The 25,082-nt window shown below is 34.8% G+C and carries 24 protein-coding genes; 12 read left to right on the top strand and 12 right to left on the bottom strand.

The window, feature by feature from the left end; all coding sequences use genetic code 11:
* Positions 1 to 368: 368 nt before the first annotated feature.
* The 10 genes from ACK4M9_RS09760 to ACK4M9_RS09715 all read right to left on the bottom strand — a co-directional run bounded on the left by ACK4M9_RS09760 (position 369) and on the right by ACK4M9_RS09715 (position 7,393).
* Positions 369 to 1,913 carry a hypothetical protein gene (locus ACK4M9_RS09760; protein ID WP_409849836.1) on the bottom strand — a complete coding sequence of 515 codons (1,545 nt, stop codon included), beginning with the start codon at positions 1,911 to 1,913 and terminating at the stop codon, positions 369 to 371.
* 46 nt (positions 1,914 to 1,959) lie between these two features.
* Positions 1,960 to 3,045: a mannose-1-phosphate guanylyltransferase gene (locus ACK4M9_RS09755; protein ID WP_409849834.1), complete on the bottom strand. Its 1,086-nt coding sequence runs from the start codon at positions 3,043 to 3,045 to the stop codon at positions 1,960 to 1,962.
* Positions 3,046 to 3,096: 51 nt separating this feature from the next.
* Positions 3,097 to 4,029, bottom strand: coding sequence for a GDP-L-fucose synthase family protein (locus ACK4M9_RS09750; RefSeq protein WP_409849832.1), 933 nt, complete (start codon positions 4,027 to 4,029; stop codon positions 3,097 to 3,099).
* A gap of 26 nt (positions 4,030 to 4,055) precedes the next feature.
* Positions 4,056 to 5,078 carry a GDP-mannose 4,6-dehydratase gene (gene gmd, locus ACK4M9_RS09745; RefSeq protein WP_409849830.1) on the bottom strand — a complete coding sequence of 341 codons (1,023 nt, stop codon included), beginning with the start codon at positions 5,076 to 5,078 and terminating at the stop codon, positions 4,056 to 4,058.
* Positions 5,079 to 5,406: 328 nt separating this feature from the next.
* A complete protein-coding gene (locus tag ACK4M9_RS09740) occupies positions 5,407 to 5,625 on the bottom strand; it encodes a spore germination protein (protein ID WP_409849828.1) in 219 nt (72 codons plus the stop codon).
* A gap of 68 nt (positions 5,626 to 5,693) precedes the next feature.
* Positions 5,694 to 6,074, bottom strand: coding sequence for a spore germination protein GerPE (locus ACK4M9_RS09735; protein WP_409849826.1), 381 nt, complete (start codon positions 6,072 to 6,074; stop codon positions 5,694 to 5,696).
* Between the two features lie 6 nt (positions 6,075 to 6,080).
* Positions 6,081 to 6,263, bottom strand: a complete 183-nt coding sequence (locus ACK4M9_RS09730) for a spore gernimation protein GerPD (RefSeq protein ID WP_409849824.1) — start codon at positions 6,261 to 6,263, stop codon at positions 6,081 to 6,083.
* Between the two features lie 4 nt (positions 6,264 to 6,267).
* Positions 6,268 to 6,888 (bottom strand): spore germination protein GerPC, encoded by a 621-nt coding sequence (gene gerPC / locus ACK4M9_RS09725; RefSeq protein WP_409849822.1) that lies wholly within the window; start codon positions 6,886 to 6,888, stop codon positions 6,268 to 6,270.
* Positions 6,889 to 6,924: 36 nt separating this feature from the next.
* On the bottom strand, positions 6,925 to 7,155 hold the full coding sequence (locus tag ACK4M9_RS09720; RefSeq protein ID WP_409849820.1) for a spore germination protein GerPB: 231 nt from the start codon (positions 7,153 to 7,155) through the stop codon (positions 6,925 to 6,927).
* 16 nt (positions 7,156 to 7,171) lie between these two features.
* Positions 7,172 to 7,393 (bottom strand): spore germination protein, encoded by a 222-nt coding sequence (locus ACK4M9_RS09715; protein WP_409849818.1) that lies wholly within the window; start codon positions 7,391 to 7,393, stop codon positions 7,172 to 7,174.
* A 479-nt stretch (positions 7,394 to 7,872) separates the two neighbouring features.
* On the opposite strand from ACK4M9_RS09715, the gene spoVIF reads away from it, so the two are divergent.
* The 6 genes from spoVIF (at position 7,873) to ACK4M9_RS09685 (ending at position 13,456) form a co-directional block, all read left to right on the top strand.
* Positions 7,873 to 8,130 (top strand): sporulation-specific transcription regulator SpoVIF, encoded by a 258-nt coding sequence (gene spoVIF, locus ACK4M9_RS09710; RefSeq protein ID WP_409849816.1) that lies wholly within the window; start codon positions 7,873 to 7,875, stop codon positions 8,128 to 8,130.
* Positions 8,131 to 8,263: 133 nt separating this feature from the next.
* A complete protein-coding gene (locus tag ACK4M9_RS09705) occupies positions 8,264 to 8,809 on the top strand; it encodes a TlpA family protein disulfide reductase (protein WP_409849814.1) in 546 nt (181 codons plus the stop codon).
* A gap of 280 nt (positions 8,810 to 9,089) precedes the next feature.
* Complete coding sequence (locus ACK4M9_RS09700) at positions 9,090 to 11,276, top strand: malate synthase G (RefSeq protein ID WP_409849812.1); 2,187 nt, start codon at positions 9,090 to 9,092, stop codon at positions 11,274 to 11,276.
* Between the two features lie 245 nt (positions 11,277 to 11,521).
* The gene (locus tag ACK4M9_RS09695; protein WP_409849810.1) at positions 11,522 to 11,890 is read left to right on the top strand and encodes a GntR family transcriptional regulator; all 369 of its coding nucleotides are present in this window, start codon (positions 11,522 to 11,524) and stop codon (positions 11,888 to 11,890) included.
* Positions 11,887 to 12,753: an ABC transporter ATP-binding protein gene (locus ACK4M9_RS09690; RefSeq protein ID WP_409849809.1), complete on the top strand. Its 867-nt coding sequence runs from the start codon at positions 11,887 to 11,889 to the stop codon at positions 12,751 to 12,753. The genes ACK4M9_RS09695 and ACK4M9_RS09690 overlap by 4 nt, the downstream gene beginning before the upstream one ends.
* Position 12,754: 1 nt before the next feature.
* The gene (locus ACK4M9_RS09685; protein ID WP_409849807.1) at positions 12,755 to 13,456 is read left to right on the top strand and encodes a hypothetical protein; all 702 of its coding nucleotides are present in this window, start codon (positions 12,755 to 12,757) and stop codon (positions 13,454 to 13,456) included.
* A gap of 144 nt (positions 13,457 to 13,600) precedes the next feature.
* Here the strand turns inward: ACK4M9_RS09685 and ACK4M9_RS09680 are convergent, their stop codons facing one another.
* Complete coding sequence (locus ACK4M9_RS09680) at positions 13,601 to 13,738, bottom strand: hypothetical protein (protein ID WP_409849805.1); 138 nt, start codon at positions 13,736 to 13,738, stop codon at positions 13,601 to 13,603.
* A 371-nt stretch (positions 13,739 to 14,109) separates the two neighbouring features.
* On the opposite strand from ACK4M9_RS09680, the gene ACK4M9_RS09675 reads away from it, so the two are divergent.
* On the top strand, positions 14,110 to 15,528 hold the full coding sequence (locus tag ACK4M9_RS09675) for a glycosyltransferase (protein ID WP_409849803.1): 1,419 nt from the start codon (positions 14,110 to 14,112) through the stop codon (positions 15,526 to 15,528).
* Between the two features lie 175 nt (positions 15,529 to 15,703).
* Here the strand turns inward: ACK4M9_RS09675 and ACK4M9_RS09670 are convergent, their stop codons facing one another.
* Positions 15,704 to 16,984: a hypothetical protein gene (locus tag ACK4M9_RS09670; RefSeq protein WP_409849801.1), complete on the bottom strand. Its 1,281-nt coding sequence runs from the start codon at positions 16,982 to 16,984 to the stop codon at positions 15,704 to 15,706.
* A gap of 209 nt (positions 16,985 to 17,193) precedes the next feature.
* Between ACK4M9_RS09670 and ACK4M9_RS09665 the strand changes: the two genes are divergently transcribed.
* The 5 genes from ACK4M9_RS09665 to ACK4M9_RS09645 all read left to right on the top strand — a co-directional run bounded on the left by ACK4M9_RS09665 (position 17,194) and on the right by ACK4M9_RS09645 (position 25,036).
* Positions 17,194 to 18,024 carry a UTP--glucose-1-phosphate uridylyltransferase gene (locus ACK4M9_RS09665; protein ID WP_409849799.1) on the top strand — a complete coding sequence of 277 codons (831 nt, stop codon included), beginning with the start codon at positions 17,194 to 17,196 and terminating at the stop codon, positions 18,022 to 18,024.
* 382 nt (positions 18,025 to 18,406) lie between these two features.
* Positions 18,407 to 19,606, top strand: coding sequence for a TIGR04053 family radical SAM/SPASM domain-containing protein (locus ACK4M9_RS09660; RefSeq protein ID WP_409849797.1), 1,200 nt, complete (start codon positions 18,407 to 18,409; stop codon positions 19,604 to 19,606).
* A 305-nt stretch (positions 19,607 to 19,911) separates the two neighbouring features.
* A complete protein-coding gene (locus ACK4M9_RS09655; RefSeq protein ID WP_409849795.1) occupies positions 19,912 to 22,599 on the top strand; it encodes a response regulator in 2,688 nt (895 codons plus the stop codon).
* Between the two features lie 17 nt (positions 22,600 to 22,616).
* Positions 22,617 to 23,456, top strand: coding sequence for a CheR family methyltransferase (locus tag ACK4M9_RS09650; RefSeq protein ID WP_409849872.1), 840 nt, complete (start codon positions 22,617 to 22,619; stop codon positions 23,454 to 23,456).
* 26 nt (positions 23,457 to 23,482) lie between these two features.
* Positions 23,483 to 25,036 (top strand): response regulator, encoded by a 1,554-nt coding sequence (locus ACK4M9_RS09645; RefSeq protein WP_409849793.1) that lies wholly within the window; start codon positions 23,483 to 23,485, stop codon positions 25,034 to 25,036.
* The last annotated feature ends 46 nt before the right edge of the window (positions 25,037 to 25,082 follow it).

The following is a 25,082-nucleotide window of genomic DNA, read 5'->3' as shown; positions in this document are numbered from 1 at the left end:
TCTGAACCTGATCCAAGTTGGGACAGGGTTAGGCTCAGAAGAAAGAAAGTAGTCTAAACCTGATCCAAGTTGGGACAGTGTAAAGTTTAGATGAAGGAAAGTAGTCCGAACTTAAGCTAAGTTGGGACAGAATAAGGCCAAGAAGAAGGAAAGAAGTCCGAACTTAAGCTAGGTTCGGACAGAATAAGGCCAAGAAGAAGGAAAGTAGTCTGAACCTGAGCTAGGTTCGGACAGATAAAGGCTCAGAAGAAAGAAGGTAGTCTGAACCTGAGCTAAGTTGGGACAGGGTTAGGCTCAGAAGAAAGAAAGTAGTCTAAACCTAAGCCAAGTATGGGCGGGACTGGGACAAGGTACCTGTCCCTATGTCCCTACGTGAAGATAATCCCGTTTTTTGAAATGACAATATCCCACATTTTGTTGTTCAATTCCTGGTTACTTGCTTTAGGAAATAATTTTCTTAAATACTTTTTAAAGACTGTACTTTCAATAAGGTACTGATTTAGTGATTCGTACCATTCTTGAGGGTGAATTTCATGATACGCCATGTGACTTAAAATTCGCTTTGTTGGTTTTTGAGCATAGGCTGCAACGCAGACCATCCACCAGTCCCAAGCTGGTTGCCCCATGCAAAGGCCATCGTCTTCATAAATGTCGATTAACCGCCTATCAAAAAAGAAATAGTCGACGCCATTACAAACAGTTCCGTTTGATTGGTTAATGTCTTGGACATCAACCCTATGTCCGTAAACTAGACTGCCTATTGCTTCATTGTATATAGAATTTATTATATTTTTTTTTACGCCCTTTAGGTGAATATCAGAATTGATGATCCCGCAAATTTTGCTTTTGGTGCTTTTTAAATAATTCATAAAATCGTAGATATAAATATAAGGTTTTCCAAATTTTTCTTGAGCACTTCGTTTAACAACATGGAATTCAATATTTGGGAAGCTAGGTTTGAGTAGTTTTGCTTCTTCTTCTGTATTTAATGAAACAATTTTAAAACCAGCGTTTAGCCAAGTGGCCATCGCCATTTTTTGCATCTTGATCCTTTTAGGAGCAAGAGAGGTGGCAACGACTATTTTTTTTCGATTGGGTACTTCATCAGGAACGGTTATATATTTTATCTGGTTACGATTATCTGTTTCTTTTAGCTCAAATTCAATCCCTTCTTTAGAGATTACAATATCCCACATAATTCCGTTTAGTTCCTGATTAGATAACTTAGGATGCAATTTTCTTAAATATTTTTTAAAAACAGTACTTTCAATTAGATACTGGTTTAGTGATTCATACCATTCTTGTGGATGAATTTCATGATAGGCAATGTGATTTAATACTCGTTTTGTTCGTTTTTTCGCATAGGCTGCAACACATACCATCCACCAGTCCCAAGCTGGTTGCCCCATGCAAAGGCCGTCGTCTTCGTAAATATCAATTAAATTGTTATCGAAAAAGAAAAAATCAACACCGTTACAGACTGTTCCATTTGACTGGCTAATGTCATAGACATCAACTCTATGTCCGTAAACAAGACTATCTAATGCCTCATCATAAAGACGATCGATAAAATTATTCTTTACTCCTCGTAAATGAATGTCAGAATTGACGATGCCACATACTTTATATGTTGTTTTTTTCAAATACCTCATAAAATCGTATATATAGATATAGGGTCTTCCATATTTTTCGATTGCGCTTCGCTCAACAACATGGAACTCTATCCCTGGGAAGTTTGGTTTGAGTAATTCTGCTTCATCCCTAGTATTTAATGAAACTACTTTAAATCCCGCTGCTAACCAGGTATCCATGGCCGATTTTTGTATTTCTAGCCGTTTAGGTGCAAGCGATGTTGCAACCACTATTTTTTTGTGGTTTGCGTAGGGTTTATGATCCCCATAATCGATATTCATACTAAAATGCCTCCTAAAGTCTTAGTAGATAATTAGTTTTATTCGTTCAAGTGTACCTGTCATATCCGTTTTTCTTTGCGAGTTCAACTAGTTTCTTCACATCTTGGGCCCGATCTTTCGGACAAACGACAATCAAATCATCAATATGAATAATAATCATATCGCTAAGGCCAATTGTTGTTACTAAATTTTCATTTTCCTCGTTGTAAATAATGGAATTGTGGGTATCAATACCAAGGTGATTGCCAGAGATGGAGTTATCATTTTCATCTTGATTTATAACTATTGATAACGCATCTAAGCTTCCGATATCGTACCAATTGAAAGTCCCCTTTATTGCCAAAAGACTTTTGGTCTTTTCGAGGACGCCATAGTCAAAGGAAAGATCAACTAGTTCACTAAAGGATTTCTCAAGAAGGAAATTGAATTCAGGCTTATTTTGGTGCTTTAGAACTTCGGATAATTTCTTGAAATGTTCCGGAATAAACTGTTGTATTCCATTAATCAATGATTGTAGATGACCGACAACGATTCCGCTGTTCCATAAATATTTATTGGACATTAGATACTTTTTCGCAGTTTCTAGATCCGGCTTTTCTTTAAATTGAATAACGTTTGAGATAGTTTGAGTGTCAGAAGTATTTTCGGAGTTTAGATGGACATAGCCGTAGCCTGTGGAAGGAAATGTTGGCTTAACACCTATAATTACTAATTTTTTACTATTATTAGCAGCATCATAGGCCTGCCTAATGGCAGCAAGGTAATCCTCCTTTTCTCTAACATAACTATCTACTGGAATAAAGCAAACTAGACCTTTTCCAACCAATTTTTCTAAGTGCAATGTTGCATATGAAATACATGCTGCTGTATTTTTTCTTATTGGCTCTAGAATAATATTAGCCTCAGGGATGAGATTTTTAACTGTTTCTTGTGTAAGGTTGTGATAATCCTTGTTTGTGATAACAAAGCAGTTTTCGGCAGGTACTACTTCCTGAATACGTTCAAGCGTTTGAATGAGCAATGGCTTGTTACCATTGATATGAATGAATTGCTTAGGTTTGCTTTCCCTTGATAGAGGCCAAAGCCTCGCGCCGACACCACCTGCCATAATAACCGCATATTTTTCTTCCAAAAAAATCACGCTCCATTTATGATTTAGGTCGACAAAGTCTTAAATAAATATCTATTGTTTTTGAATGTTTGTGTAATAGTCATACGTTAATTTAAGTCCTTCTTCTAAACTAACTTTCGCTTTCCAACCTAATTTTTCTATTTTAGATATATCTAGTAGTTTCTTTGGTGTCCCATCTGGTTTTGACTTATCAAAGACAATTTCTCCCTTGTAATCGATCATTGTCTTGATTAATTGGGCTAGGCTTAAAATACTTATATCTTTTCCTGTGCCAATGTTTACATGTTCATTATCTTCATAGACTTCCATCAGATAGACGCAAGCATCTGCCAAATCATCTACATACAAAAATTCTCTGTAAGGAGTACCAGTGCCCCACAATTCCACGGTTGGTTTGTCTAATTTCTTTGCTTTGTCAATTTTAGTAATTAATGCCGGAATGACGTGGGAATGATTTTCATCGAATCTGTCATTAGGCCCGTAGAGGTTTGTTGGCATGACACTAATAAATTTAGTTTTGTATTGACTATTAAAATATTGACACATTTTTAGTCCGGAAATTTTTGCAAGTGCGTAAGCCTCATTTGTTGGTTCTAATGGTCCAGTCAATAGGTATTCTTCTTTAATTGGTTGTGGACAAAGCTTAGGGTATATACAAGAACTGCCTAGAAAAAGGAGCTTTTGTACGTTGTGGTCAAACGAGCTTTTGATTACATTACATTGGATGAGTAAATTTTCCATAATATAGTCAGCTGGATAAGTATTGTTAGATCCTATCCCGCCAACCTTAGCTGCAGCTAAAAATACATAGTTAATTTTTTCTTCTTTAAAAAACATCTCTACAGCCACTTGATTGGTTAAATCGAGCTCTTTACGAGTTTTACAAATAATATTGTTAAAACCTTTATTTTGAAGGTTTCTAACTATGCTAGAACCGACAAGGCCATTGTGTCCTGCTACATATATTCGGCTATTCTTATCCATTTATAACAACACCTCGTAATTGTTGATTAACCATTTTGATCACCCTTAACCATCATTTCGACAAGCTGTTCAAAGGAAACTTTTTGGACCCAGCCGAGTTTTGTTATCGCTTTAGTCGCATCTCCTAAAAGCAGATCAACTTCACTAGGCCTGAAGTATTTGCTGCTAATTGCTACCAGTTCTTTTCCGGTATCTTTATCGATTCCTTTCTCAGCTAAGCCTTTACCAGTCCAAGCCAATGTAATACCAACGTGTTTAAAAGCAAGCTCACAAAACTCCCTAACAGTATGTGTTTCGCCCGTAGCTATCACATAGTCTTCAGGGACTTCTTGCTGGAGCATTAACCACATCGCTTCGACATAATCACCTGCAAAACCCCAATCCCTTTTGGCATTTAAATTTCCTAAGACGAGCTTTTCCTGTTTTCCTTTTAAGATATTGGCAATTCCCGTTGTAATTTTTCTAGTTACAAAGGTTTTGCCCCTTCTCGGTGACTCGTGATTAAACAATATTCCATTACATGCAAATAAACCATATGCCTCCCTGTAGTTTACTGTTATCCAGTAGGCATATAGCTTTGCTGCAGCATATGGGCTTCTCGGATAAAAGGGAGTATTTTCATTTTGGGGGATTTCTCTAACCATCCCATATAATTCGCTTGATGAAGCTTGATAAAACTTAGTAGTTGGATGAACTTCCTTAATGCTTTCTAAAATTCGTAGAGTACCTAATCCATTTACATCGGAAGTAAATTCAGGAATATCAAAAGAAGTCTTTACATGACTTTGCGCACCTAGATTATAAAATTCATCTGGTTTGATGGTGTTGAGTAGTTTATTTAAACTACTTGAATCACTTAAATCCCCATAATGAAGAAATAATCTTTGTTGTTCCTCTGCTTGATTTTCTAATAGATGATCAATTCTTTCAGTATTAAATGAACTGCTTCTACGAATAATTCCATGAACCTCATAACCTTTTTCTAGCAAAAGTTCAGCCAAATAAGACCCATCTTGTCCGGTAATCCCAGTTATTATCGCTTTTTTCAATTAGATTTCCTCCTTGAATAACTAATTACGATAACATATTTAGACTTACAACAATTTGCTTGGACTAATATACTTTGAAAGGCATGTTTTGATAAAACTGGTTTGGATGACTATAATCACTAGGGGAATTTAATGGTTTTATAGTTACCTAGGAAGTCGCTGGTAACATTCACTTTGCCAGCTAACTCTACCGAATTTTATAGGTATGTTCGAGGTAATCCGATGACAACTTCTAATTTGTTTAAGTTATTGAGGGGATAAGTAATTTTTTTCAGTAATTAAATTTAAGAAAAGAAAATGAGAAGTTCCCTTTTAAGAAACTTCTCATTTAGACATTTCCAGCTAAGTTTTGATCGACAACATCTGGATCTAGTACATTATTCATATTAATACCGTTATTTACGATTGTGAAATCTCCAGAATTCCCACCGCCAGACCCTGAAACAGATTTGTTCGTACTCTTTGGTGAGATGTTTAGTGTATCACCGAAATTAATGACTCCACCATTTTCATTGATTTTAAAAGGTCCTCCAACAATTGCAGGCATACAAACACCCTTTTCCTTCGTATTAATATTTAGTGTATGTGAAGCTAATTTATGGGTGACAACACTAGTTAATCTTGTTCAGGTAACTTTTGGATTTGACGAATGTGCTTAATTCGAGATTCAGAGTGAATGTGACTAGTTGAGCCAATATGATAGACACTAGAAGCGGCGAGTGCGCTAAGATCGATTTGACCTACTTTAATAATACTTGATGCATTATAGCGAGTAACGGTTGGGGTACGAGTTATTTCTGGTTGCTGTATTTCCCTTGTGAAGATAGGATATGCGGCAAAGTCTCCTTCATCTCCGTAAAAAAGTTGTAGTTGACGTTGGACAGCCAGCGCCCACGATCGCGGAGTAATTTGCACTGAATCTCCGATTTGGAAAACAGAACTCAAACTTATACTGTTCACTCTTGTACTATTTACAATGGAAGTTCGCTTTACCATACGAAATTACACTTTCGGATTAAGAGGAACAAAAGGTCCGATAATTAACGACTCTGGAGGAGTATCAAAAGCTGAAGATAAAGAAATCGTATCGGTATCCCCCACTAGAAAGATTGAAGCTGCGGCTACGCCTCCTGGAACTTCAATTTTGCCAACAGAAATATTGTGATTAATAACTGTAAAATTCATTTTATTATTCTCCTTTCTGAGGTAAATGTCGAATAAATTGGTCAATCGTTTTGTTTATGTCTTCCTTAACCTTATTTATGGTAGTTTCTTCAGCACTTCTTAAGGTGTTCTCGTCAGTTTCTACAATATTCATTCCCCTAAGGTAATAGTGAATTCGAGAATCAATTTGTTTTCTAACATCGTCGATAATAAAATCACGGTATGGACCGTCAAGCTGTTGATTATATTGTTTTTCTATGGATGACATGACCTCGTAACATTCTCGATTTAAGTAATCATGAATTTCTCTTTTAATATTTTCAAACAGAAATGGGTTTTGCTGATTCGAAGGCGATGGGACATCTACTGAATTTCGCTTTACTGTGAAATCCTCAATTGAAGTTGGTTCAATTCCACCGGTTGGTGTAATGCCTATATTTAGTGTTCCTTCTAACCTTTCCACTTTTAGTTGATCGAATTTATATTCGATCCGTTCTACCTTACCACCATTTTCTTGTTTCATTGTCTCTAGTCGTCCATGTAATTCTTCAATCTTCATTTCTAAATAATCAATTCTCTTCTGTTGTGCTTCCAAACATTGATATAGATGTTGGATGGTTGTCGTCATGTCGTAGTTATAATACATAGCTCCTCCTTGAGTAGCGGTAGTGGTTTTACCAATTTAAATTAATGTCGGTGTAGGTGGTGCTGGTGGGGCGAGCGGAACTAGCGGTATTACAGGATCTAACGGTTCGACAGCCTCAGGCGCAGGCTCAGTGAAGCCTCCTGTATTATATAGGTTTGACATCGATCTTATCATGCCAGCACTACCAATTTGTAAAACAGAAGAATTTGAAACACTATCGACTCTTAAATTGTTAATTTGTATCGTTTGGTTAATATAAAAGTTCATTTAGATACCACCTCTTCTAAATGATTGTATTAATATTTGAATCAGCTAAATCTTTATCATACGTATTCGTTGAGCTGTACTCATTTCTAACATTTAAATAATCCCCAGTATTAAAGGACCCCGCACCAGCAAACGTTTTTGCTGTACTCGCAGGAGAAATCGTAAAAACGTCCCCAATATTAAATACCGCGCTTGCACCCATAGCATTAATTTTTACTGCTCCAACAATTGCAGGCATAAAAATCCGTCCTTTTTTCTTTTAATCATAGTAATAAGATATGTGAATGCCCAATAATTGTGAAGTAGAAAATAGTTGGTGGTGACGAACGAATTAAAAAATCCCTCTTACCTATATTCGTATAGGAGGAGGACAGTAAAAATTCCTATTATTAACTTAGATTTTGAATATTTTTAAATGAATTGAGTGAATTTCATAATTACCAAGAATGAGCCATATCAAACTATATGTAGTTGCGAGTGGTTTTACGCAACTACATATAGTATCTAAATGGCGGTAATATAGAATTATGAAATTCATTAATTTCTAAAAAAAATTGCTTAACTCGGTACAAGTAACTAACCATTTATGATAGATCTACATATAGTGATAGTATGATAATTTAACTAGCCTAAAGAGTTTTCTTTTGCACTGTTGCTAAAATGTTAGATGATAGCCTAGTGTAGTGGAAACCGTTGGTATTAAAAGGAGGTTTGTACATGTCTAACCCTTTATTTGATAACATTGAGAAGAAAACTGGTGTAAATATGAGTGACGTATTAAAACTAGTTAACTCAGTACAAAATGCAAATTTTAAAGATGAAGCAACAGTAAGACAATTAATTAGACAGGTTGGGAGCATTGCTAATAAGCCTGTGAAAAAAGAAACTGAGGATCAACTAGTAAATACGATTATTAACCAATCTGACCAAGTGAATTTTAATACAATTGCGAAGATGTTGGATAAGAAAAAATAAATAGTCTTTAAAAAGATGGCTTTCACTATGAAAGTCATCTTTTTAAATCCAAAAAATTTTATGTCCCCCTTATTTTCTTTTTGTTTTCCATTAGTATTTGAGCTATAGTAAGAGTGTACAGGAGGGGTTTATTATGTCTAAACAGAAACTTGGAAGTTTACTGATTTTACTAATTGCAGTTGGGTTAATTGCTTATGTAGTTGCAACAAATCAATCACCACAGGTAGGGGTAGAAAAAGGTATGCTTGCGCCAGATTTTACACTACCACTTTGGGGAACAGATACTGAGGAATCGTTATCATCATATCAGGGTGATATTGTTGTCTTAAACTTATGGGCTTCTTGGTGCCCACCGTGCCAGAAGGAAATGCCTGATTTAATTCGTTTATCTGAAGACTATAAAGACAAAGGGGTTAAAGTATTGGGAATTAACTTAGCCACTCATGAGCGAAATGCTGAGGGGGCGGATGAATTTATGGTGGAATACGGTGTTACTTTCCCAACATTTGTCGACCAGCCAATTGATAATGTTAATCGAAGAGGAATTGTATCATCTTTATATAATATTCAAAGCATCCCATATACTTATATTTTAGATGGAAAAGGGAAGATCGCCCACGTTATTCGTGGAGAAGTCACTTATGAAATCCTAGATAAATTGATTAAAGAGCTAATGTAATTAGTATTCATATTTGTAAGAGGTTACCTAACAAAGTTCGAGCATCACAACCTATGTAACAGTAAGAAGTGCATGACAACACTATCTATTGATTACTTGCGTTGACGAACATTTGCTATAGGTACCTCTTTTTTTTGAGACGGTATACTTATCGATATATTTATGAAAGATCATTATAAATTTTAAAAAAACTAATTTTTATATAATTCAAAATAATAAGGTTGTGTTATAATACAGTTATATCTGTTATTTATCAATCTACCTAAGGGGGAATTTATTAGTGAACGATTATGTAAAAGTCGGTGATATTCAAGTTGCAACTGTTTTATTTGAGTTTGTAAATAAGCAAGCAATTCCAGGAACATGTCTAAGTACGGATAAATTTTGGAGCGGTTTTGAAACATTAATTAAAGAATTGGCCCCTGAAAATAAGCGACTATTAGCTGTACGTGAAGAGATGCAGACAAAAGTTAATGAATGGCATAAGCTTCATCGAAATGATTTTAATTTTGCTGAATATAAACTATTCTTACAACAAATTGGCTATCTCGAGAAAGAAGTCGATGATTTTGTTATTACCACTGAAAACGTCGATGATGAGATTGTTTTACAAGCAGGACCACAGTTAGTTGTCCCAGTTAATAATGCCCGTTATGCTATTAATGCTGCAAATGCTCGGTGGGGAAGTCTATATGATGCGTTGTACGGAACTGATGTAATCAGTGAGGAAAATGGCGCAAATCAAATGCAGACGTATAATCCAATTCGTGGGAATAAGGTCATTGCCTTTGGAAAACAATTTCTTGACGAGACAATAGGATTAGATAGCGGTAGTCATCGAGATGTGGTTCGATATAAAGTTGTTGATGGTCAGCTATCTATTGTTCTTAGTGATGGCAAAACAACTAGCTTAAAAGAAAAACAAAAGTTTATTGGCTATCAGGGGAGCTATGAATTTCCTGAGACGCTTTTGTTCAGAAATAATGGTCTACATTTTGAAATTCAAATTGACTCTAATCATCCAATCGGTGCTTATGATAAAGCTGGTATAAAAGATATATTGCTAGAAGCTGCACTTACGACAATTATGGACTTTGAAGACTCCGTTGCTGCCGTGGACGCTTTTGATAAAGTCGAAGTGTACAGCAATTGGTTAGGGTTAATGAAAGGTGATTTAACTGCAAGTTTTCAAAAAGGAGATAAAACAATTACTCGAACTTTAAATCAAGACCGACTATACAAAAATCTTTTAGGTGAGTCGATTACTTTACCAGGTCGCTCACTATTATTCGTTCGTAATGTTGGTCACCTTATGACAAACAATGCAGTGTTGGATCAGGATGGGCAGGAAGTACCTGAGGGGATCATTGATGGAGTAATAACTGCTCTAATTTCAAAACATGACTTGCTAGGAAATGGTTTAACGAAAAATTCGAGTAAAGGTTCAGTTTATATCGTGAAACCGAAAATGCACGGTTCGATGGAAGTAGCCTTTGCCAATAAATTGTTTAACCGTATTGAAGATATGCTTGAGTTGGAAAGAAGCACATTAAAAATTGGTGTAATGGATGAAGAACGTAGAACTTCTCTAAACTTGAAAAATTGTATTTCGAAAGTAAAAGAACGACTTGTATTTATTAATACCGGGTTCTTAGACCGAACCGGTGATGAAATGCATACATCAATGGAAGCGGGAGCAATGATTCGGAAAAATGAGATGAAATCATCTACATGGCTACAGGCTTATGAAATGTCGAATGTCATTGTAGGGTTAGGCGCGGGTTTACCTGGTCGTGCCCAAATCGGGAAAGGAATGTGGGCGATGCCAGATTTAATGGCAGATATGTTAAAGCTGAAGAGTGGTCATCTAAAAGCGGGGGCGAACACTGCTTGGGTTCCGTCACCAACAGCTGCAACTTTACATGCGCTTCATTATCATCAACTGAATGTTACAGACATTCAAAATGAATTAGCAACAAAAAAGGATAATTTAAACGATGCTATTTTAGACTTCCCTATTGCTAAAGAAGCCAATTGGAGTTTAGCGGAGATTCAACAAGAGCTTGACAATAATGCCCAAGGTATTCTCGGATATGTTGTTCGCTGGGTAGAACAAGGCGTTGGCTGCTCTAAAGTCCCAGATATTAATAATATTGGTTTAATGGAAGACCGAGCTACACTACGTATTTCAAGTCAGCATATGACGAACTGGTTATACCACGGTATTTGTACAGAGGAACAAGTTCTTGAGACATTAAAGCGAATGGCAAAAATAGTCGATGAACAAAATGCCGGCGATCCACACTATCGCCCAATGTCATTTGATTACGATAACTCTGTAGCCTTTCAAGCAGCTTGTGAACTTGTATTACAAGGCCGTAAACAACCAAATGGTTATACAGAACCTGTATTGCATCGTCGTCGCCTTGAGGCGAAGGTGAAGTATAAAGTAGAAGCGAAGAGATAATTTGTAATTACGTAAAAGGGGAACGGGAAAAAAGATTTAAATGGTTATTTAATCTATGAGATAGATATCTATCGTACTCACCTATTTCAATATTGTTTTTGTAAACTTTTGGACCAAAGCTAAGTACATGCTTAGCTTTGGTCTAATTTTTTTATATTAATTTTATTTTTACAACTATTGACAATTAACTTCGTTGGTATTATAGTTAGTTACATAAGTAATTAACCAATTAAGAAGGTGTTTTTATGGAATCAAATTTGAAAGATGATAAACCTATTTTTCAACAAATCGCAGAGAAAATTGAAACAAGTATTTTGGATGGTTCAATTCAGGAAGGAGATCGCGTTCCTTCAACGAATGAATTTGCTAAGTTTTATCAAATAAATCCAGCTACAGCAGCAAAGGGCATTAATCAGTTAGTTGATCAAGAGATTGTCTATAAGAAGAGAGGGATTGGCATGTTTGTGGCAGAAGGAGCAAGAGAAATCATTCTAGGCAAACGGAAAGAAGATTTCTATAAAGATTATATTGTTCCGTTAAAATCTGAAGCAGGTAAGCTAGGAATTAGTTTGGAGGAGCTAAAAGGACTATTAGAAAGAGGGGATTTGAAATGAAAATAGAAATTAAAGATGTCACTAAACGCTATCGTTCAAAAACAGCATTAGAGAATTTGACAGTAAATTTTGAAGACGATAAGATTTATGGACTTTTGGGAAGAAATGGTGCCGGTAAAACAACGTTGATGCAATTATTAGCAGGCTACACTCTGCCATCAAGTGGTGAAGTCTTACTAAACGGCGAGACACCCTTTAACAATCGTAATGTCTTAAAAGATATTTGTTTAATTAATGAAAGTGAAAACTTTAAAAAACGCTTAAGGATTAAAGATGTCTTAAAAGTTGCCTCACTATTTTACCCAAATTGGTCACAAGAAACAGCTGAACATCTTTTAGAGAGGTTTAATTTAGACGAAAACCTAAAAACGAAAGGTCTTTCAAAAGGAATGGAGTCATCAGTTGGGATTGTAATTGGATTAGCGAGCCGAGCAAAAATTACAATCTTTGATGAACCGTATATCGGTTTAGACGCATCAGCAAGATATCGGTTTTACGATCTACTTCTTGAAGAATATGAATTATTCCCAAGGACGATCATTTTATCTACTCACTTAATCGATGAAGTAAGTAATCTATTTGAAGAAGTTATCATCTTGCAAAACGGCAAGCTCTTACTTCAAAAAGACAAAGATGAACTTGTTGAACTAAGTTTACAAGTAAGTGGTAAAAGTGAGGTTGTTGATCAATATACAATAGGGAAAAACGTCATCCATGAAGCTGAAATTGTTGGTATGAAAACGGTGCAGCTATTTGGAGAGAAATATTCAAGTGAGGAAGCCATTTCATTAGGCTTACAAGTAGATCGCTGCAATGTACAACAGTTAATGGTTCATTTAACTGAGGAAAGAGGAGGTAAATAACATGAAAGAGTTGAAAGCAAACCTAGTTTATTTAATGTATGATCACCGTTATAGTATAACTGTTTTTTGGTCAGTGTTAGTAGCGTCAACAGCAATACTATTTGCGGTTTCCTATTTTATAAGTGAAGCTCATATGGGATTATCTTTAAGCTTAGCAATCTATATTTTTTGTGGGATTACAGGATTTGTATTAACAAAAGAGACATTCCCTTATTTAATAAAGTTAGGCTCAACGAGAAACGTTTTTCTTTTATCTTCAATTGTATTTAATGTTTTGTTAGCGGTTTTTATGTCAGCTGTTGCAGTTGGGGTTGATCAGATTGTAAAGGTAGTTGTAAAAGTTGCCAATGTAGTAAATTTTCAAGTGTTTAACATGTTAGAAGGAACGACGTTGGCATCGACTTGGTATAATGAAATCTTGCTAAATATAGTTATTTGTTTTTTAATGCTGTCATTTGGTTTTATGTTAGGAGCTGTATTTTATCGGTTAGGGCTAGTTGGTGGATTTAGTGGGATCATATTGTTGGTCTTTATCATTATCTTTCCTGAAACTAGAACTCTATTGGTGGATACTTTCATAAAAATCAACGACTCCAAATTAGAGATCCCGTTCGGTTCATTAATTTTGCTATCAATTTTACCAGTGTTACCGATTTGGCTTTTATTAAGAAAAGCCTCTACAATAGCGAATGTGACGAGATAACAATAAATCGTACAAGACGATTTATCAGCACAACAATAAAAGGACGCCTGATGCCAGGCGTTCTTTTATTTAAAGATAAGAAAGTATAACTTTTTGAACTTCAAAATTTGTCTAGATCCGAGCGTTCTGCACTTTTCTTTTCCTTTAGAGCAATGTTCCAAGAAACCACATCATCCCAAGTAAAAATAATAAAACAACGACAATAACGACGATGGCAATCCCGAATCCGAATCCAATCCCTGGAGTAGGAGGAGCATAGCCTGCACTTGGAAACCCGTACACAAATACACCACCTTTCTAAGTAATAATACAACTTATGTGAATAAAGGGATGGGTGTGTTTGTGAAGATGTTAGAGCTATGATAATTAGGCATTTTTTAGCACAAACAACCGGTGTTTTTTCAGTTTTCTTTTTAATCAAAATTCCACCAATCTCACTTTAAACAGCGCCTGATTTAAGCACAATTGAAAAAGGAAAATAATAAACTAGTTTATATATATATTTGTGAAATTGTAGAAAATGTCTAGATATATCAACAATGCTTATTAAAATCAATTGAAATGTGTAGAAACTAAGATAAATAGGCTTATTTAGGAATAGTAGTCTTAAACATTATTTTGATTATCTAGTATTGTGTAAAGGTGGAGATAATTTGAAAAATGTATCTTTGATTATTGCTTATAGACCAGATCAAGGGCCAAGAGACCAAATATTTAATCATGTACGAAAATTCTACACTAAATACTTCCCCGAAATGGAAATATGTATTGGTGAAAGTGATACAGAATTATTTAATAAGTCACAAGCTATTAATAGAGCAGCGAAAAAAGCAAGTGGAGATATATTTATCATCGTCGATGCTGACGTTATTTATGACCCAGCAATTATTAGCCAGTCAATTGAATTACTCGAAGATTCACCGTTAATTATCCCTTTTCAACGAATCCATTATATAAACGAAACAAACACCAAAAAGATATTAGAAACAGGTCAACTTTGGCCAATCAACGCTGGTGTTGATAATTTTGTTGTCGATGCAACCAATGGTAACTATGAATATATCTCCTTAGTAAATATAATAAAACGAGAAACCTTTGAAGCAATTAGTGGGTATGATGAGAGGTTTTATGGTTGGGGTGGTGAGGATGATGCGTTTAATGTAACTGTCAATACGTTGTGTGGGAACCATAAAAGGCTTAATCAAGATGTTTATCATTTATGGCACCCACCAGCACCAGGAAATCATCATTATTCAAAGGAACGACATGTTAACTATAGGATTAATATGGAGTTACGCGATCGTTTTTTTTCAGCAAGAGGAGATAGAGAAGAGATCCAACATTTGATTAAGGAAAAGTCCTATTATAACAAGGCTAATAGTTTGATAAATAAAAGTAATCGCTTCCTAGTGATTGGTCGTGTAGGGAATCGTTCAGAGCATCGGCAATGGTCCTTACCTAGTAGTGATAAAAACTTTGACTTGCTGCTCGATTATTATGAAGATGGGAAGGATTATCAGAGCGAATGTGACTTCTTTACAAAATCTAAGGAAATGAAATGGCCTAGCCTTTATAAAATCGTCGATCAATGGGGCGAGCGTATTTTAGAGTACGATGCAGTTTGGTTTTTGGACGGGGACGTTATTTTAGATGCTGAAACGATAAATCGGATTTTTCTTTTTTTTATGAAGCATCAACTTTTATTAGCACAACCAGCGTTAAGTGAATGTTCAAATTACTCTCACGATATTACAAAAGTAGCTAGAGGAAATTCATTAAGGTTAACAAATTATGTTGAGAGTAGAATACCAATTTTCTCAAAAGAAGCGCTAAGTTTATGTTGGCATACCTTTAGCAAAAGTCAATCAGGGTGGGGGTTGGATTTTCTTTGGCCGAAAATCCTTGGGTATCCTGAAGATAGAATAGCAATAATTGATAAATTCCCAGTAAAACGTCATAAGCCGTTTTATGAGCCAAATTATGATGAAGGTTCGGCTTGGGATGAGTTGTATGTTCTCTGTAATAAATACGGAATTGACCCATTTCAATTCAAAACTTACGCAAGTAAGTAAAAGTAAACAACGTTAGTTTAATTAATAGTTCTATGTGAAACCAAAGAGGCTCTCCTAAAAGCAAAGTATCAGTCACCTCGTCTACTAAAGATAGATTTGTACGATCATACACTTCTAATATAGTAGCACGGTGAGGAGCGTTGATACTTATCGGAGAGCCTCTTTAATTTTTTTATCAAAAATAAGGTCCAGTCCAACTCCAGGAATTCCCGTCATCTCGAAGGAAATAGCAAAGTTTTTTCTCAAAGGTTCCAACGACGATAAGGCGATTATCCTCTAATTGAGTGACGGTAATGGGGGTGATATTTTCTTTCGTGATAATTGTAGGACCATACCACTTATTTTGCCATCTATTATTTTCGCGCCACCAATGAGTAACTCCACGCTTTTTGCTTTTGGCAATTACTTCGAAATTTCCATAACCACTTTCGAAAAGAAGCGGCGTTCCCGTTACGTCATCTGTGATCTTAGTAGTTTCTAACCATCTTCCGTTTTCGTTATAAAAATGTGTTAATTTATTTTCCTTAATAGCAACTATCTCTAAATTACCGTATCTACTCGTGATCGGGACAGACGTTTTATAGTGTTTAATATCTTTTGAAGTTATAGGTACCCCATCTCTATTCAGGTCATCTTTTAGGTTATTTTTCTGGAGTTGCATAATTAATTGTCTTGCAGGGTCATGACTGGTTCTATGAATTGGGTGGCACAAGTATCTGTCTACATCTTCATTAAGACGAGAAATTAATTCACAAATTGTAATATAAGGCCTGTAGCGAATAAGTAAATTATGCATATCATACCCAATTGATGACTGTTTCGTTTGCATTAATGAAGGGTAACATTTAGCTCGCAAACCGAATTCTTTGACAAGATTAGCAAAAATGATTTCATCTGTTCCAAAAGCAGGAGTTTCAATTAATGCTTTTTTTAGTAACTGTATGTTTGTTGACTTAATTAAAGTTTTAGTAAAGCGTCTATTCATGACTTGACCTACGTTAAATGCTCCATATAGCGGATTAAATGTAAAAAAAGGCTCCCATCGCTTTCTGTCCTTTTGTATTTCAATACCACAGAAGTAATCTTGACTAGCAACCTGATAATCAACGGCCATATAATCAGTATCGCGCATTTCTTTTTCAATAAATTCTTCGTAGCCCTTACGTATAAATAGTGCATCTGAATCGATATTTATTAAGAAATCATATTCTACTTTAATTTCTTCTAGCCATTCCATTATTTCAATGAAATAAATAGTTGTGTATCCGTATTCTAGTTTTCTACTAGTAGGGCATACGAGTACATCTAAGTCCTTTAGTAGTTCTCGATCTTTTCCACCGTTATAGACGACTATTAAACTATTAGGACAATAATGCCTAATGTTATCTATTAATTGTTTAACAAGTTCTCGATTATCATGAATTAGTACTGCAAAGCATATTCTTTTTTCCCCCATTTGATCTAATGCCTCCATATTTAAGTCATATTTTTTAGTGTTGTTTTTTTCAGAATGGGATTACTAATTTTTATAATTTATGTGAAATTCGGAGTTTACGTGAATTAAGTAAACTGTGGATTTTTTAATAAATAAAATGGACAACTTACAAGTCGTACTAACTTAGAGTACTTTATATAGTAATTGTAGTTACAGAAGGGATGGACTTGATGGATAAAGTGAAAAAAGCAATTATACCAGCAGCTGGTTACGGGACGAGAAACTTGCCTATTACAAAAGTTTTGCCAAAAGAAATGTTTCCAATAAATAGAAAGCCTGCCATTCAATATATTGTTGAGGAGGCTATTGAAGCAGGTATTGAAGAAATATTGATCATTGTTTCTCGTAATAAAAATATGATTTTAGATTATTTTGATCGTTCGCTAGAGTTAGAAGCATTTTTAGAAAAAACAAATAAATTGCATTTATTAAAAGACGAGGTAATAACGAATTCGCCTATTCAGTACATGCGCCAATCCTATGCAGAAGGCTTAGGCGATGCAGTTTATTTAGGAAAACAATTCGTCGGAAATGAACCATTCGCTGTATTACTTCCAGATGATCTCTTTTTATGTCCAAAAAAAGGAGCATTAGCACAACTAATAGAGTATTATAAGACATCTTCAATGATTGGAATTCAAAGAGTAGAAGCTGACTTGTTAAAAAACTATGGAGTAGTAAAAGCGGAAAAGGTGAAAGAATGCCAATTTCAAATCTCTGATATTGTCGAAAAACCTGAAGTTTCTCCGCCGTCTGATTTAGCAGTAACTGGTCGTTATATATTTAATCCATCTATTTTTTCTTATTTAGAAAAAATAGAAAAAGGTGCAGGAGGAGAACTACAATTAACCGATGCTATTAAAGCGTCACTAGGGGATGAAAAATGTTTTGGAATAAAGATTGAAGGTGATCGTTATGACATCGGCAAAGAAGAAGATTACATCAAGCTGATTAACAGGCTGTGGAAGAACAACTCTCTGAAATCTGAAACAGGGAAATAAAAGTATTAGTTGCTTTTATTTGCCTGTTCTTTTTGGACTAGCATCACGAGACATGATTGAGATGTTAAATCTCTAGGCAGATTTACTTTTCACTGTAATATCAATCTATACAACCTACTTAAAATGTTCATAAAATGTTCGAAACCCAAAAATCCTTATAAATCACATGTTTCTAAGGAGATTGTTAATATTAAGCTTTTTTATGTGATTTTTTTCACAGTTATTAGTTAAGTTTAGTAATAATCTAAATTCATAAGAAAAGCTAAAAGTAAGTTGTTTAAATCGTTTATAGATTGTAACAAATAAATAATTGTAGAATATTTCAAAGTTATAAAATTTAGTTAGATAAAAGAAAAAAATATAAAGAAGCTTGGTGATGAAAATGCATGGAATAGGAAAAGGACATCCACATGGAAACGGGCACCCACACGCAACTGGTGGTCATCCAGGAGGTATGGGAGCGCAAATTGATTATGATAAAGACCCATTTATTGTTATTTGGGAGGTAACGCGTGCTTGTGAATTAAAGTGTGTTCACTGTCGTGCTGACGCACAAACAAAACCAGATCCAAATGAATTAAGCCATGAAGAAGGCATTAAGCTTATTGATGAGATATATGAAATGAACAATCCAATGCTCGTATTTACAGGTGGTGACTGCATGATGCGTAAAGACCTTTTTGATCTTTCCGAATATGCAGTTAAAAAAGGAATGCGCGTTTCAATGACGCCTAGTGCAACTGATAATGTAACGAAAGAAGCAATGGAAAAAGCGAAAAATGTCGGACTTTCAAGATGGGGGATTAGCCTTGATGGGCCAACACCGGAAATTCATGATCATTTCCGAGGAACTCCAGGGTCATTTGATTTAACAGTAGAGAAAATTAAGTACTTAAATGAATTAAATATGCCGCTGCAAATTAACACAGTTATCTCTCGTTATAATTATGATTCATTGGAGAAAATGGCTCAATTAGTTGGGGAATTAAAAGCAGTGATGTGGTATATCTTCCTCCTTGTTCCTACAGGAAGAGGGCAGATGGATGCGTGCTTAACGCCAGCTGAACATGAAAAAGTTTTCCGTTGGCTCTATGAATTAGGTAAAACTGCACCTTATGATATTAAAACGACCGCTGCACAACACTATCGACGTGTAGTTATTCAACAGAAAACAAGAGAGAACCTTGTTGGTAAAGGTGATATTCGTTATGAAGATTCAATTACAGATACTGCTTATTTAATTGATGGCTTAAAGCGTGCACCTAAAGGGGTAAATGATGGAAATGGTTTTATTTTTGTTTCCCATACTGGTGATGTTATGCCAAGTGGTTTATTACCAATTGTAGTAGGGAACGTCAGGGAAAAGCCTTTGAAAGAAATTTATCGAGAGTCTCCCGTACTGAAAGAGCTACGTAATCCAGATCTATACAAAGGTAAGTGTGGTGTTTGTGAGTTTAAATTTGTTTGTGGTGGTTCTAGATCAAGAACATACGCTGTAACTGGTGACTATTTAGAGAGTGAGCCATTCTGTGTGTATATTCCAGAGGCTATGCGCACAAAAGAAAATTCACCTTCTGTATAAAAATTAGAGCACGAGTTTGACAATAGTCAAATTCGTGCTTTTTTTTATTTGTCAAACATATACATAGCATTTTCCATAAACTGACGAAACTAGCAATCTGTGATAATAAGCCCTAGATACGGTGTAAATATTATAGTAGAATTATAGGAGAAATTGAATTTACTAGGAATTAATATTCATTTAACTGTGAAGTAATTTTCGGTCGAGTTCTATCGCTCCTTTCTTTTACAGGAACTGGAAACAACGAAACGAAAGAAGTCGGCCGAAATTTCTATGTGAAAAAGTTGGAAGTAGAAAGGGATAATATGAAACTTAAAACAAAATTATATATCGGCTTTGGAACTATTGTAATCATTTTGTTAGTTATCAGTACAATTGTACTCTATACATTGAGTCTACAAAAAGACAAAATGGAGAACATCGTAAGAAACAATTATGAACGGGTTAGTTTAGCTCATAACTTGAAATACAATGTACAGACAAAAGCAAGAATAGTCAGAGAGTATTTTATCCATGATGAAGATGAGCTGCCAACATTTGAAGAAGAAACAATTAAAGATTTAATTCAGGAATCACACATGTTGTTTAGTCATTTAAAACAATTAATAACTCCTGAAGACGAATTGAAAAACATTGTTAATGAGTTAGAGCAACTCAATGTAAAACATAATGCAAATATTGAAGCTGCTCTACAATTTGTGAAGACTGGAAATCATAAGTCGGCAAAAGAAATTATATTAGTAGATAATTCTGAAGTGAGAATGTCCTTAATTCATGGTATAGATCAGTTAACAGACAATGAAGAAGTTGCAATGGATTTAGTGTTAGATGAAGCATTACAAACATATCAATTTACACTTGTTTTATTTGCAATATTAATTTCAATTAGCTTACTGTTAGTCCTTTTTATTACAGCTTCAGTAATACGTAGTTTTTCCATTAGTTTAAATAGCGTTCGCAATGTTATGATGAACATACCTAAGCAATCTTTTGCAAAAATCCCGAGAATAGAAACGAATATTAATAATGAGTTTGATGATGTTGCTAAAGCTTACAATGAAATGGCAGACGCTCTAGAAGAATATGCTAACAATGAAAAGGCATTGAAAAATTCATTACAAGAAGAAAACTGGGTCAAAACAAAATATGCTGAATTGGCTACTAGTTTTCAAGGTACACATAAATTGTCTGTATTTAGTGATACATTCATTACGAAAATTGCCCATTTTGTCGAGGCTAAGTACGGAGTTTTCTACTTTAAAGAACAAAAACGTTTTAGGAGAACATCGTCATACGCTGGTAACAAAGTCGATGATTTAGGGGAATTGCTCATACATGAAGGTGAAGGTCTCGTTGGTCAATGTGCATTGGATCAACAAATTATCCAGATAGATCAATTACCAAATGGATACATTGAGACAAAATCTGGACTTGGGCGAGCTAAGCCGACAGCGTTAATCATTCTGCCAATAAAATTTGAAGGTGACGTTTTAGGTGTTCTAGAATTAGCTAAATTTGAACCATTTACTCCACTGCAATGTCGCTTGCTTGAACAAGTTTGTAGTTCAATTGGCCCTAACCTTGATCGCATCCAATACCATATGGAAATTGAAAGGTTGCTATCTGATTCGCAAGCTTTAACAGAGGAATTACAAGCTCAGTCAGAAGAACTACAACAGCAACAGGAAGAACTTAGAACGATTAACGAAGATCTTTATAGAGAAAACCTTCGAGCTGACGAAAAAACAAAAGAGTTAGAATTAATAAAAAGTGATCTTGAACAAAAAAACAGAGAAGTAGTTCTGAGCTCGAAATATAAAACCGAATTTCTAGCAAATATGTCCCATGAACTAAGAACACCACTAAATAGTATGCTAATCTTATCGGAAATTCTTGCAGAAGATAATGATGCTAACTTATCTTCAAAGCAAATTGAATATGCTCGAACGATTCATACTTCAGGAAAAGACCTTTTAAATTTAATTAATGACATATTAGATCTGTCAAAAGTTGAATCTGGGAAATTAGATGTTTTTCCAGAAGAGATTGAAATTAATGAAATAAAAGCGTTTGTTAACAGACAATTTCTTCCTATAGCACGAAGTAAAGACTTGGAATTCGATATTATCCTTGATAAGGATACACCACATATTATCGTTAGTGATGATCAACGCGTAAAACAAATACTAAAAAACCTACTTTCCAACGCCTTTAAGTTTACAAACAAAGGAAAGGTTACTTTACATATGAAAGCTGCTAAGGAAAATAGCCCTTCTAAAATAATCTTTACCGTCACTGATACAGGAATTGGTATTCCTAAAAATAAGCTACAAGATATTTTTGAGGCTTTTAGCCAAGTCGATGGAACCACTTCACGAAAATATGGTGGAACGGGTTTAGGGCTATCCATTAGTAAGGAATTGTCTCAATTACTAGGTGGTTTTATTGAAGTAAGCAGTGAAGAAGGACGGGGTAGTCAATTCTCGTTACATCTACCGAATCTTATCGAAGAGAAACTAGTCCCCGATAATAAATTTGTTGCTGTCACGGTCGATCAAGATGAAGCACAAGTAGCTTCAACTGACGGGATTACTGAGGGAGATTTAAGTGAAATAGAGGAGCTTAAAAATAAAACTGTCTTACTTGTAGATGACGACATGCGCAATATATTTGCCTTAACAAGTGCATTAGAAAAGGAGAAAATGAATGTATTATTTGCTGAGAATGGAATTGAAGCTCTTAGCATTCTAGACAAAACTGAAATTGATATCGTTCTAATGGATATAATGATGCCAAAAATGAATGGTTTCGAAGCAATGGAACAAATTCGTCAAAATGATAAATTGAAAGAAATACCTATTATTGCGTTAACGGCAAAAGCAATGAAAACTGATCGTCAAAAGTGTATTAGTGCAGGGGCTTCGGATTATATAAGTAAGCCTCTGAAGATAGAACAATTATTGTCAGTAATGAAAGTCTGGCTATATAAATAGATGGAGGAAAACATTTGATGATTGATACTTCAGCACAAGATCAAATAGAAAAAATTGAAGTAGAATTGTTTCTTGAAGCTATCTTTCGTCAATATGGTTTTGATTTTCGCGACTATGCCTATGAATCGATTAGAAGGAGAATTTGGCATAGTGCTCGGGAACTGAAAGTGACTTCGATTTCTGAATATCAAGGGAAAATCCTTTACCAACCAGATTTAATGAAAAAACTGATCAATAATATATCAATTACAGTCACCGAAATGTTTCGTGACCCTAGTTTTTTTGAATCATTTCGTGTAAATATTGTACCACTTCTGCGAATGCAGCCTTTGATTAGAATTTGGGTTGCTGGTTGTTCCTCTGGAGAAGAAGTGTACTCATTAGCAGTCATATTACATGAAGAAGGTCTGTTCGATAAAACTAGAATTTATGCTACAGATATGAATGAAAATATCCTAGAAAGAGCTAAGGAAGGGCGGATTCCTTTAACACACATGCAAAAGTACACCCGGAATTATTTACAAGCAGGTGGGACAAGAGAATTTTCAAAATACTATAAGGTAGATGGTGAATTCGTCACTCTTGAACCATTTTTAAAGAAAAATATTATTTTCGCCCAACATAATCTAGCAACTGATCAATCATTTAACGAGTTTCATGTAATCATATGTAGAAACGTTTTAATATATTTTAATAAAGCCTTAAAAAAAAGAGTGTTTCAACTTTTTTATGATAGTTTAAGTGAAGTTGGAATTTTAGGGTTAGGAAGCCAAGAAGCAATTAGTTCAACGAACGCTTTTTCTGATGTTGATTATACGAATAAAATATATAAAAAGCTGGTGACTACTAAGAACTGAAAATTGAACTTAGGGGGGAAGTATTCATGGACCGTAATAAACCAAAGGTTCTACTTGTAGATGATCGGCCTGAAAATTTATTAGCTTTAGAAGCAGTACTAGCTGATCGAAATTATGAACTAGCCTTTGCAAATTCAGGCGAGGAAGCATTAAAGCAAGTTTTACAAAATGATTTTGCCGTCATCCTCTTGGATGTTCAAATGCCTGGCTTAAACGGTTTTGAGACGGCCAAATTAATTAAAGGGCGAAAGAATTCTGCGCACATTCCGATTATTTTTATAACTGCCTTAAGTAAAGCAAACGAACATATTAAAGAAGGTTATTTAACAGGCGCTGTGGATTATATTTTTAAACCATTTAATCGGACGATTTTAAAAAGTAAAGTTGACGTTTTTGTGCACATATTTAGGAAACAGAAACAGCTTGAACTAGAGCGCAATAAACTAGCAGTTCAACAAATGGAATTAAAGCATCAATATAATAACCTAGAAAAAGTAATTCAAGACAAAACAAAAGAGTTAGTCCTCACAAATAAAACTTTACAGACTACTCAGGAACGTTTCCAAAAGATCTTTCAGTTTAGTCCGAACCTAAAAGCGATTCGCTCTTTACATAATGGTTTATACATAAATGTAAACCAAAGTTGGTCTGAGCTGACTGGATATAACTTAGAAGAAATTAATTCGTTAAAAGGTTTGGAAATAATATCTACTGAAAATGATGTGCCATTGGACTTAAAAGGTGACCTAAGTAATATTAAAATAAAATATGTAACGAAAAACAAAGAAACAAGGGTAGGATTGTTGTCGACTGAAAAGATTGTTATTAATGACGAATTATGTGTCCTAAGCGTTATAACAGATATTACAGAACGAACAAAGTTAGAAAAAGAAATTTCTCGCTTAGATAATTTAAACCTAGTTGGTGAAATGGCTGCCGGAATTGCCCACGAAATTAGAAATCCAATGACAACGGTTATTGGGTTCCTACAAATTGCAAAAAATGATATAGGCACACCTATATCTGAGGAATATCTTAATTTAATGTTATCTGAACTTCGGCGTGCAAATGGAATTATTACGGAATTTTTGACATTGGCAAAAGATAAGGCTAGTAATAAAAGGATAGAAAACCTTAATTCAATTATTCAACTGATTTTTCCATTGCTACAGGCAGAGGCTCTAATGGGGAATAAAGAAGTTCAAATGGTACTAGGCGATATTCCTAACTTGAGTGTTGATGAAAAAGAAATGCGGCAAATGATCTTAAATTTAGGTTTGAATGGATTAGAAGCAATGAGTCACGGAGGAACATTAATGATAAAGACGTTCCTAAATGAGGTTGACCAAATTGTGCTACAAATTAAAGATGAAGGTAGTGGAATAAAAAAAGAGGTTTTAGAAAAAATGGGTACACCGTTTTTCACAACGAAGGAAAATGGTACTGGTTTAGGAATGGCCATATGCTATAGCATTGCATCAAGAAATGATGCTGAAATCTCAGTTGAAACAAGTAATAAAGGAACTAGCTTCTTTATATGTTTTTCCCAAGAAAAGAGATTAGAAACTTTACATACATAAAAAGAGGAGCTGTGCTTAATTATTCTTATTAGCATAGCTCCTTTAG

It is taken from the genome of Anaerobacillus sp. (assembly GCF_046314235.1).
GTDB lineage: Bacteria > Bacillota > Bacilli > Bacillales > Anaerobacillaceae > Anaerobacillus.
This window is presented reverse-complemented; position numbering and strand designations above follow the sequence as displayed.

Coding starts and splice junctions, on each gene's coding strand:
- ACK4M9_RS09760 (WP_409849836.1), bottom strand. CDS start 1,913: ATGAATATCGATTATGGGGATCATAAACCCTACGCAAACCACAAAAAA.
- ACK4M9_RS09750 (WP_409849832.1), bottom strand. CDS start 4,029: ATGGATAAGAATAGCCGAATATATGTAGCAGGACACAATGGCCTTGTC.
- ACK4M9_RS09740 (WP_409849828.1), bottom strand. CDS start 5,625: ATGCCTGCAATTGTTGGAGGACCTTTTAAAATCAATGAAAATGGTGGA.
- ACK4M9_RS09735 (WP_409849826.1), bottom strand. CDS start 6,074: ATGGTAAAGCGAACTTCCATTGTAAATAGTACAAGAGTGAACAGTATA.
- ACK4M9_RS09730 (WP_409849824.1), bottom strand. CDS start 6,263: ATGAATTTTACAGTTATTAATCACAATATTTCTGTTGGCAAAATTGAA.
- gerPC (WP_409849822.1), bottom strand. CDS start 6,888: ATGTATTATAACTACGACATGACGACAACCATCCAACATCTATATCAA.
- ACK4M9_RS09720 (WP_409849820.1), bottom strand. CDS start 7,155: ATGAACTTTTATATTAACCAAACGATACAAATTAACAATTTAAGAGTC.
- ACK4M9_RS09715 (WP_409849818.1), bottom strand. CDS start 7,393: ATGCCTGCAATTGTTGGAGCAGTAAAAATTAATGCTATGGGTGCAAGC.
- spoVIF (WP_409849816.1), top strand. CDS start 7,873: ATGTCTAACCCTTTATTTGATAACATTGAGAAGAAAACTGGTGTAAAT.
- ACK4M9_RS09705 (WP_409849814.1), top strand. CDS start 8,264: ATGTCTAAACAGAAACTTGGAAGTTTACTGATTTTACTAATTGCAGTT.
- ACK4M9_RS09695 (WP_409849810.1), top strand. CDS start 11,522: ATGGAATCAAATTTGAAAGATGATAAACCTATTTTTCAACAAATCGCA.
- ACK4M9_RS09690 (WP_409849809.1), top strand. CDS start 11,887: ATGAAAATAGAAATTAAAGATGTCACTAAACGCTATCGTTCAAAAACA.
- ACK4M9_RS09685 (WP_409849807.1), top strand. CDS start 12,755: ATGAAAGAGTTGAAAGCAAACCTAGTTTATTTAATGTATGATCACCGT.
- ACK4M9_RS09670 (WP_409849801.1), bottom strand. CDS start 16,984: ATGGGGGAAAAAAGAATATGCTTTGCAGTACTAATTCATGATAATCGA.
- ACK4M9_RS09665 (WP_409849799.1), top strand. CDS start 17,194: ATGGATAAAGTGAAAAAAGCAATTATACCAGCAGCTGGTTACGGGACG.
- ACK4M9_RS09660 (WP_409849797.1), top strand. CDS start 18,407: ATGCATGGAATAGGAAAAGGACATCCACATGGAAACGGGCACCCACAC.
- ACK4M9_RS09655 (WP_409849795.1), top strand. CDS start 19,912: ATGAAACTTAAAACAAAATTATATATCGGCTTTGGAACTATTGTAATC.
- ACK4M9_RS09650 (WP_409849872.1), top strand. CDS start 22,617: ATGATTGATACTTCAGCACAAGATCAAATAGAAAAAATTGAAGTAGAA.
- ACK4M9_RS09645 (WP_409849793.1), top strand. CDS start 23,483: ATGGACCGTAATAAACCAAAGGTTCTACTTGTAGATGATCGGCCTGAA.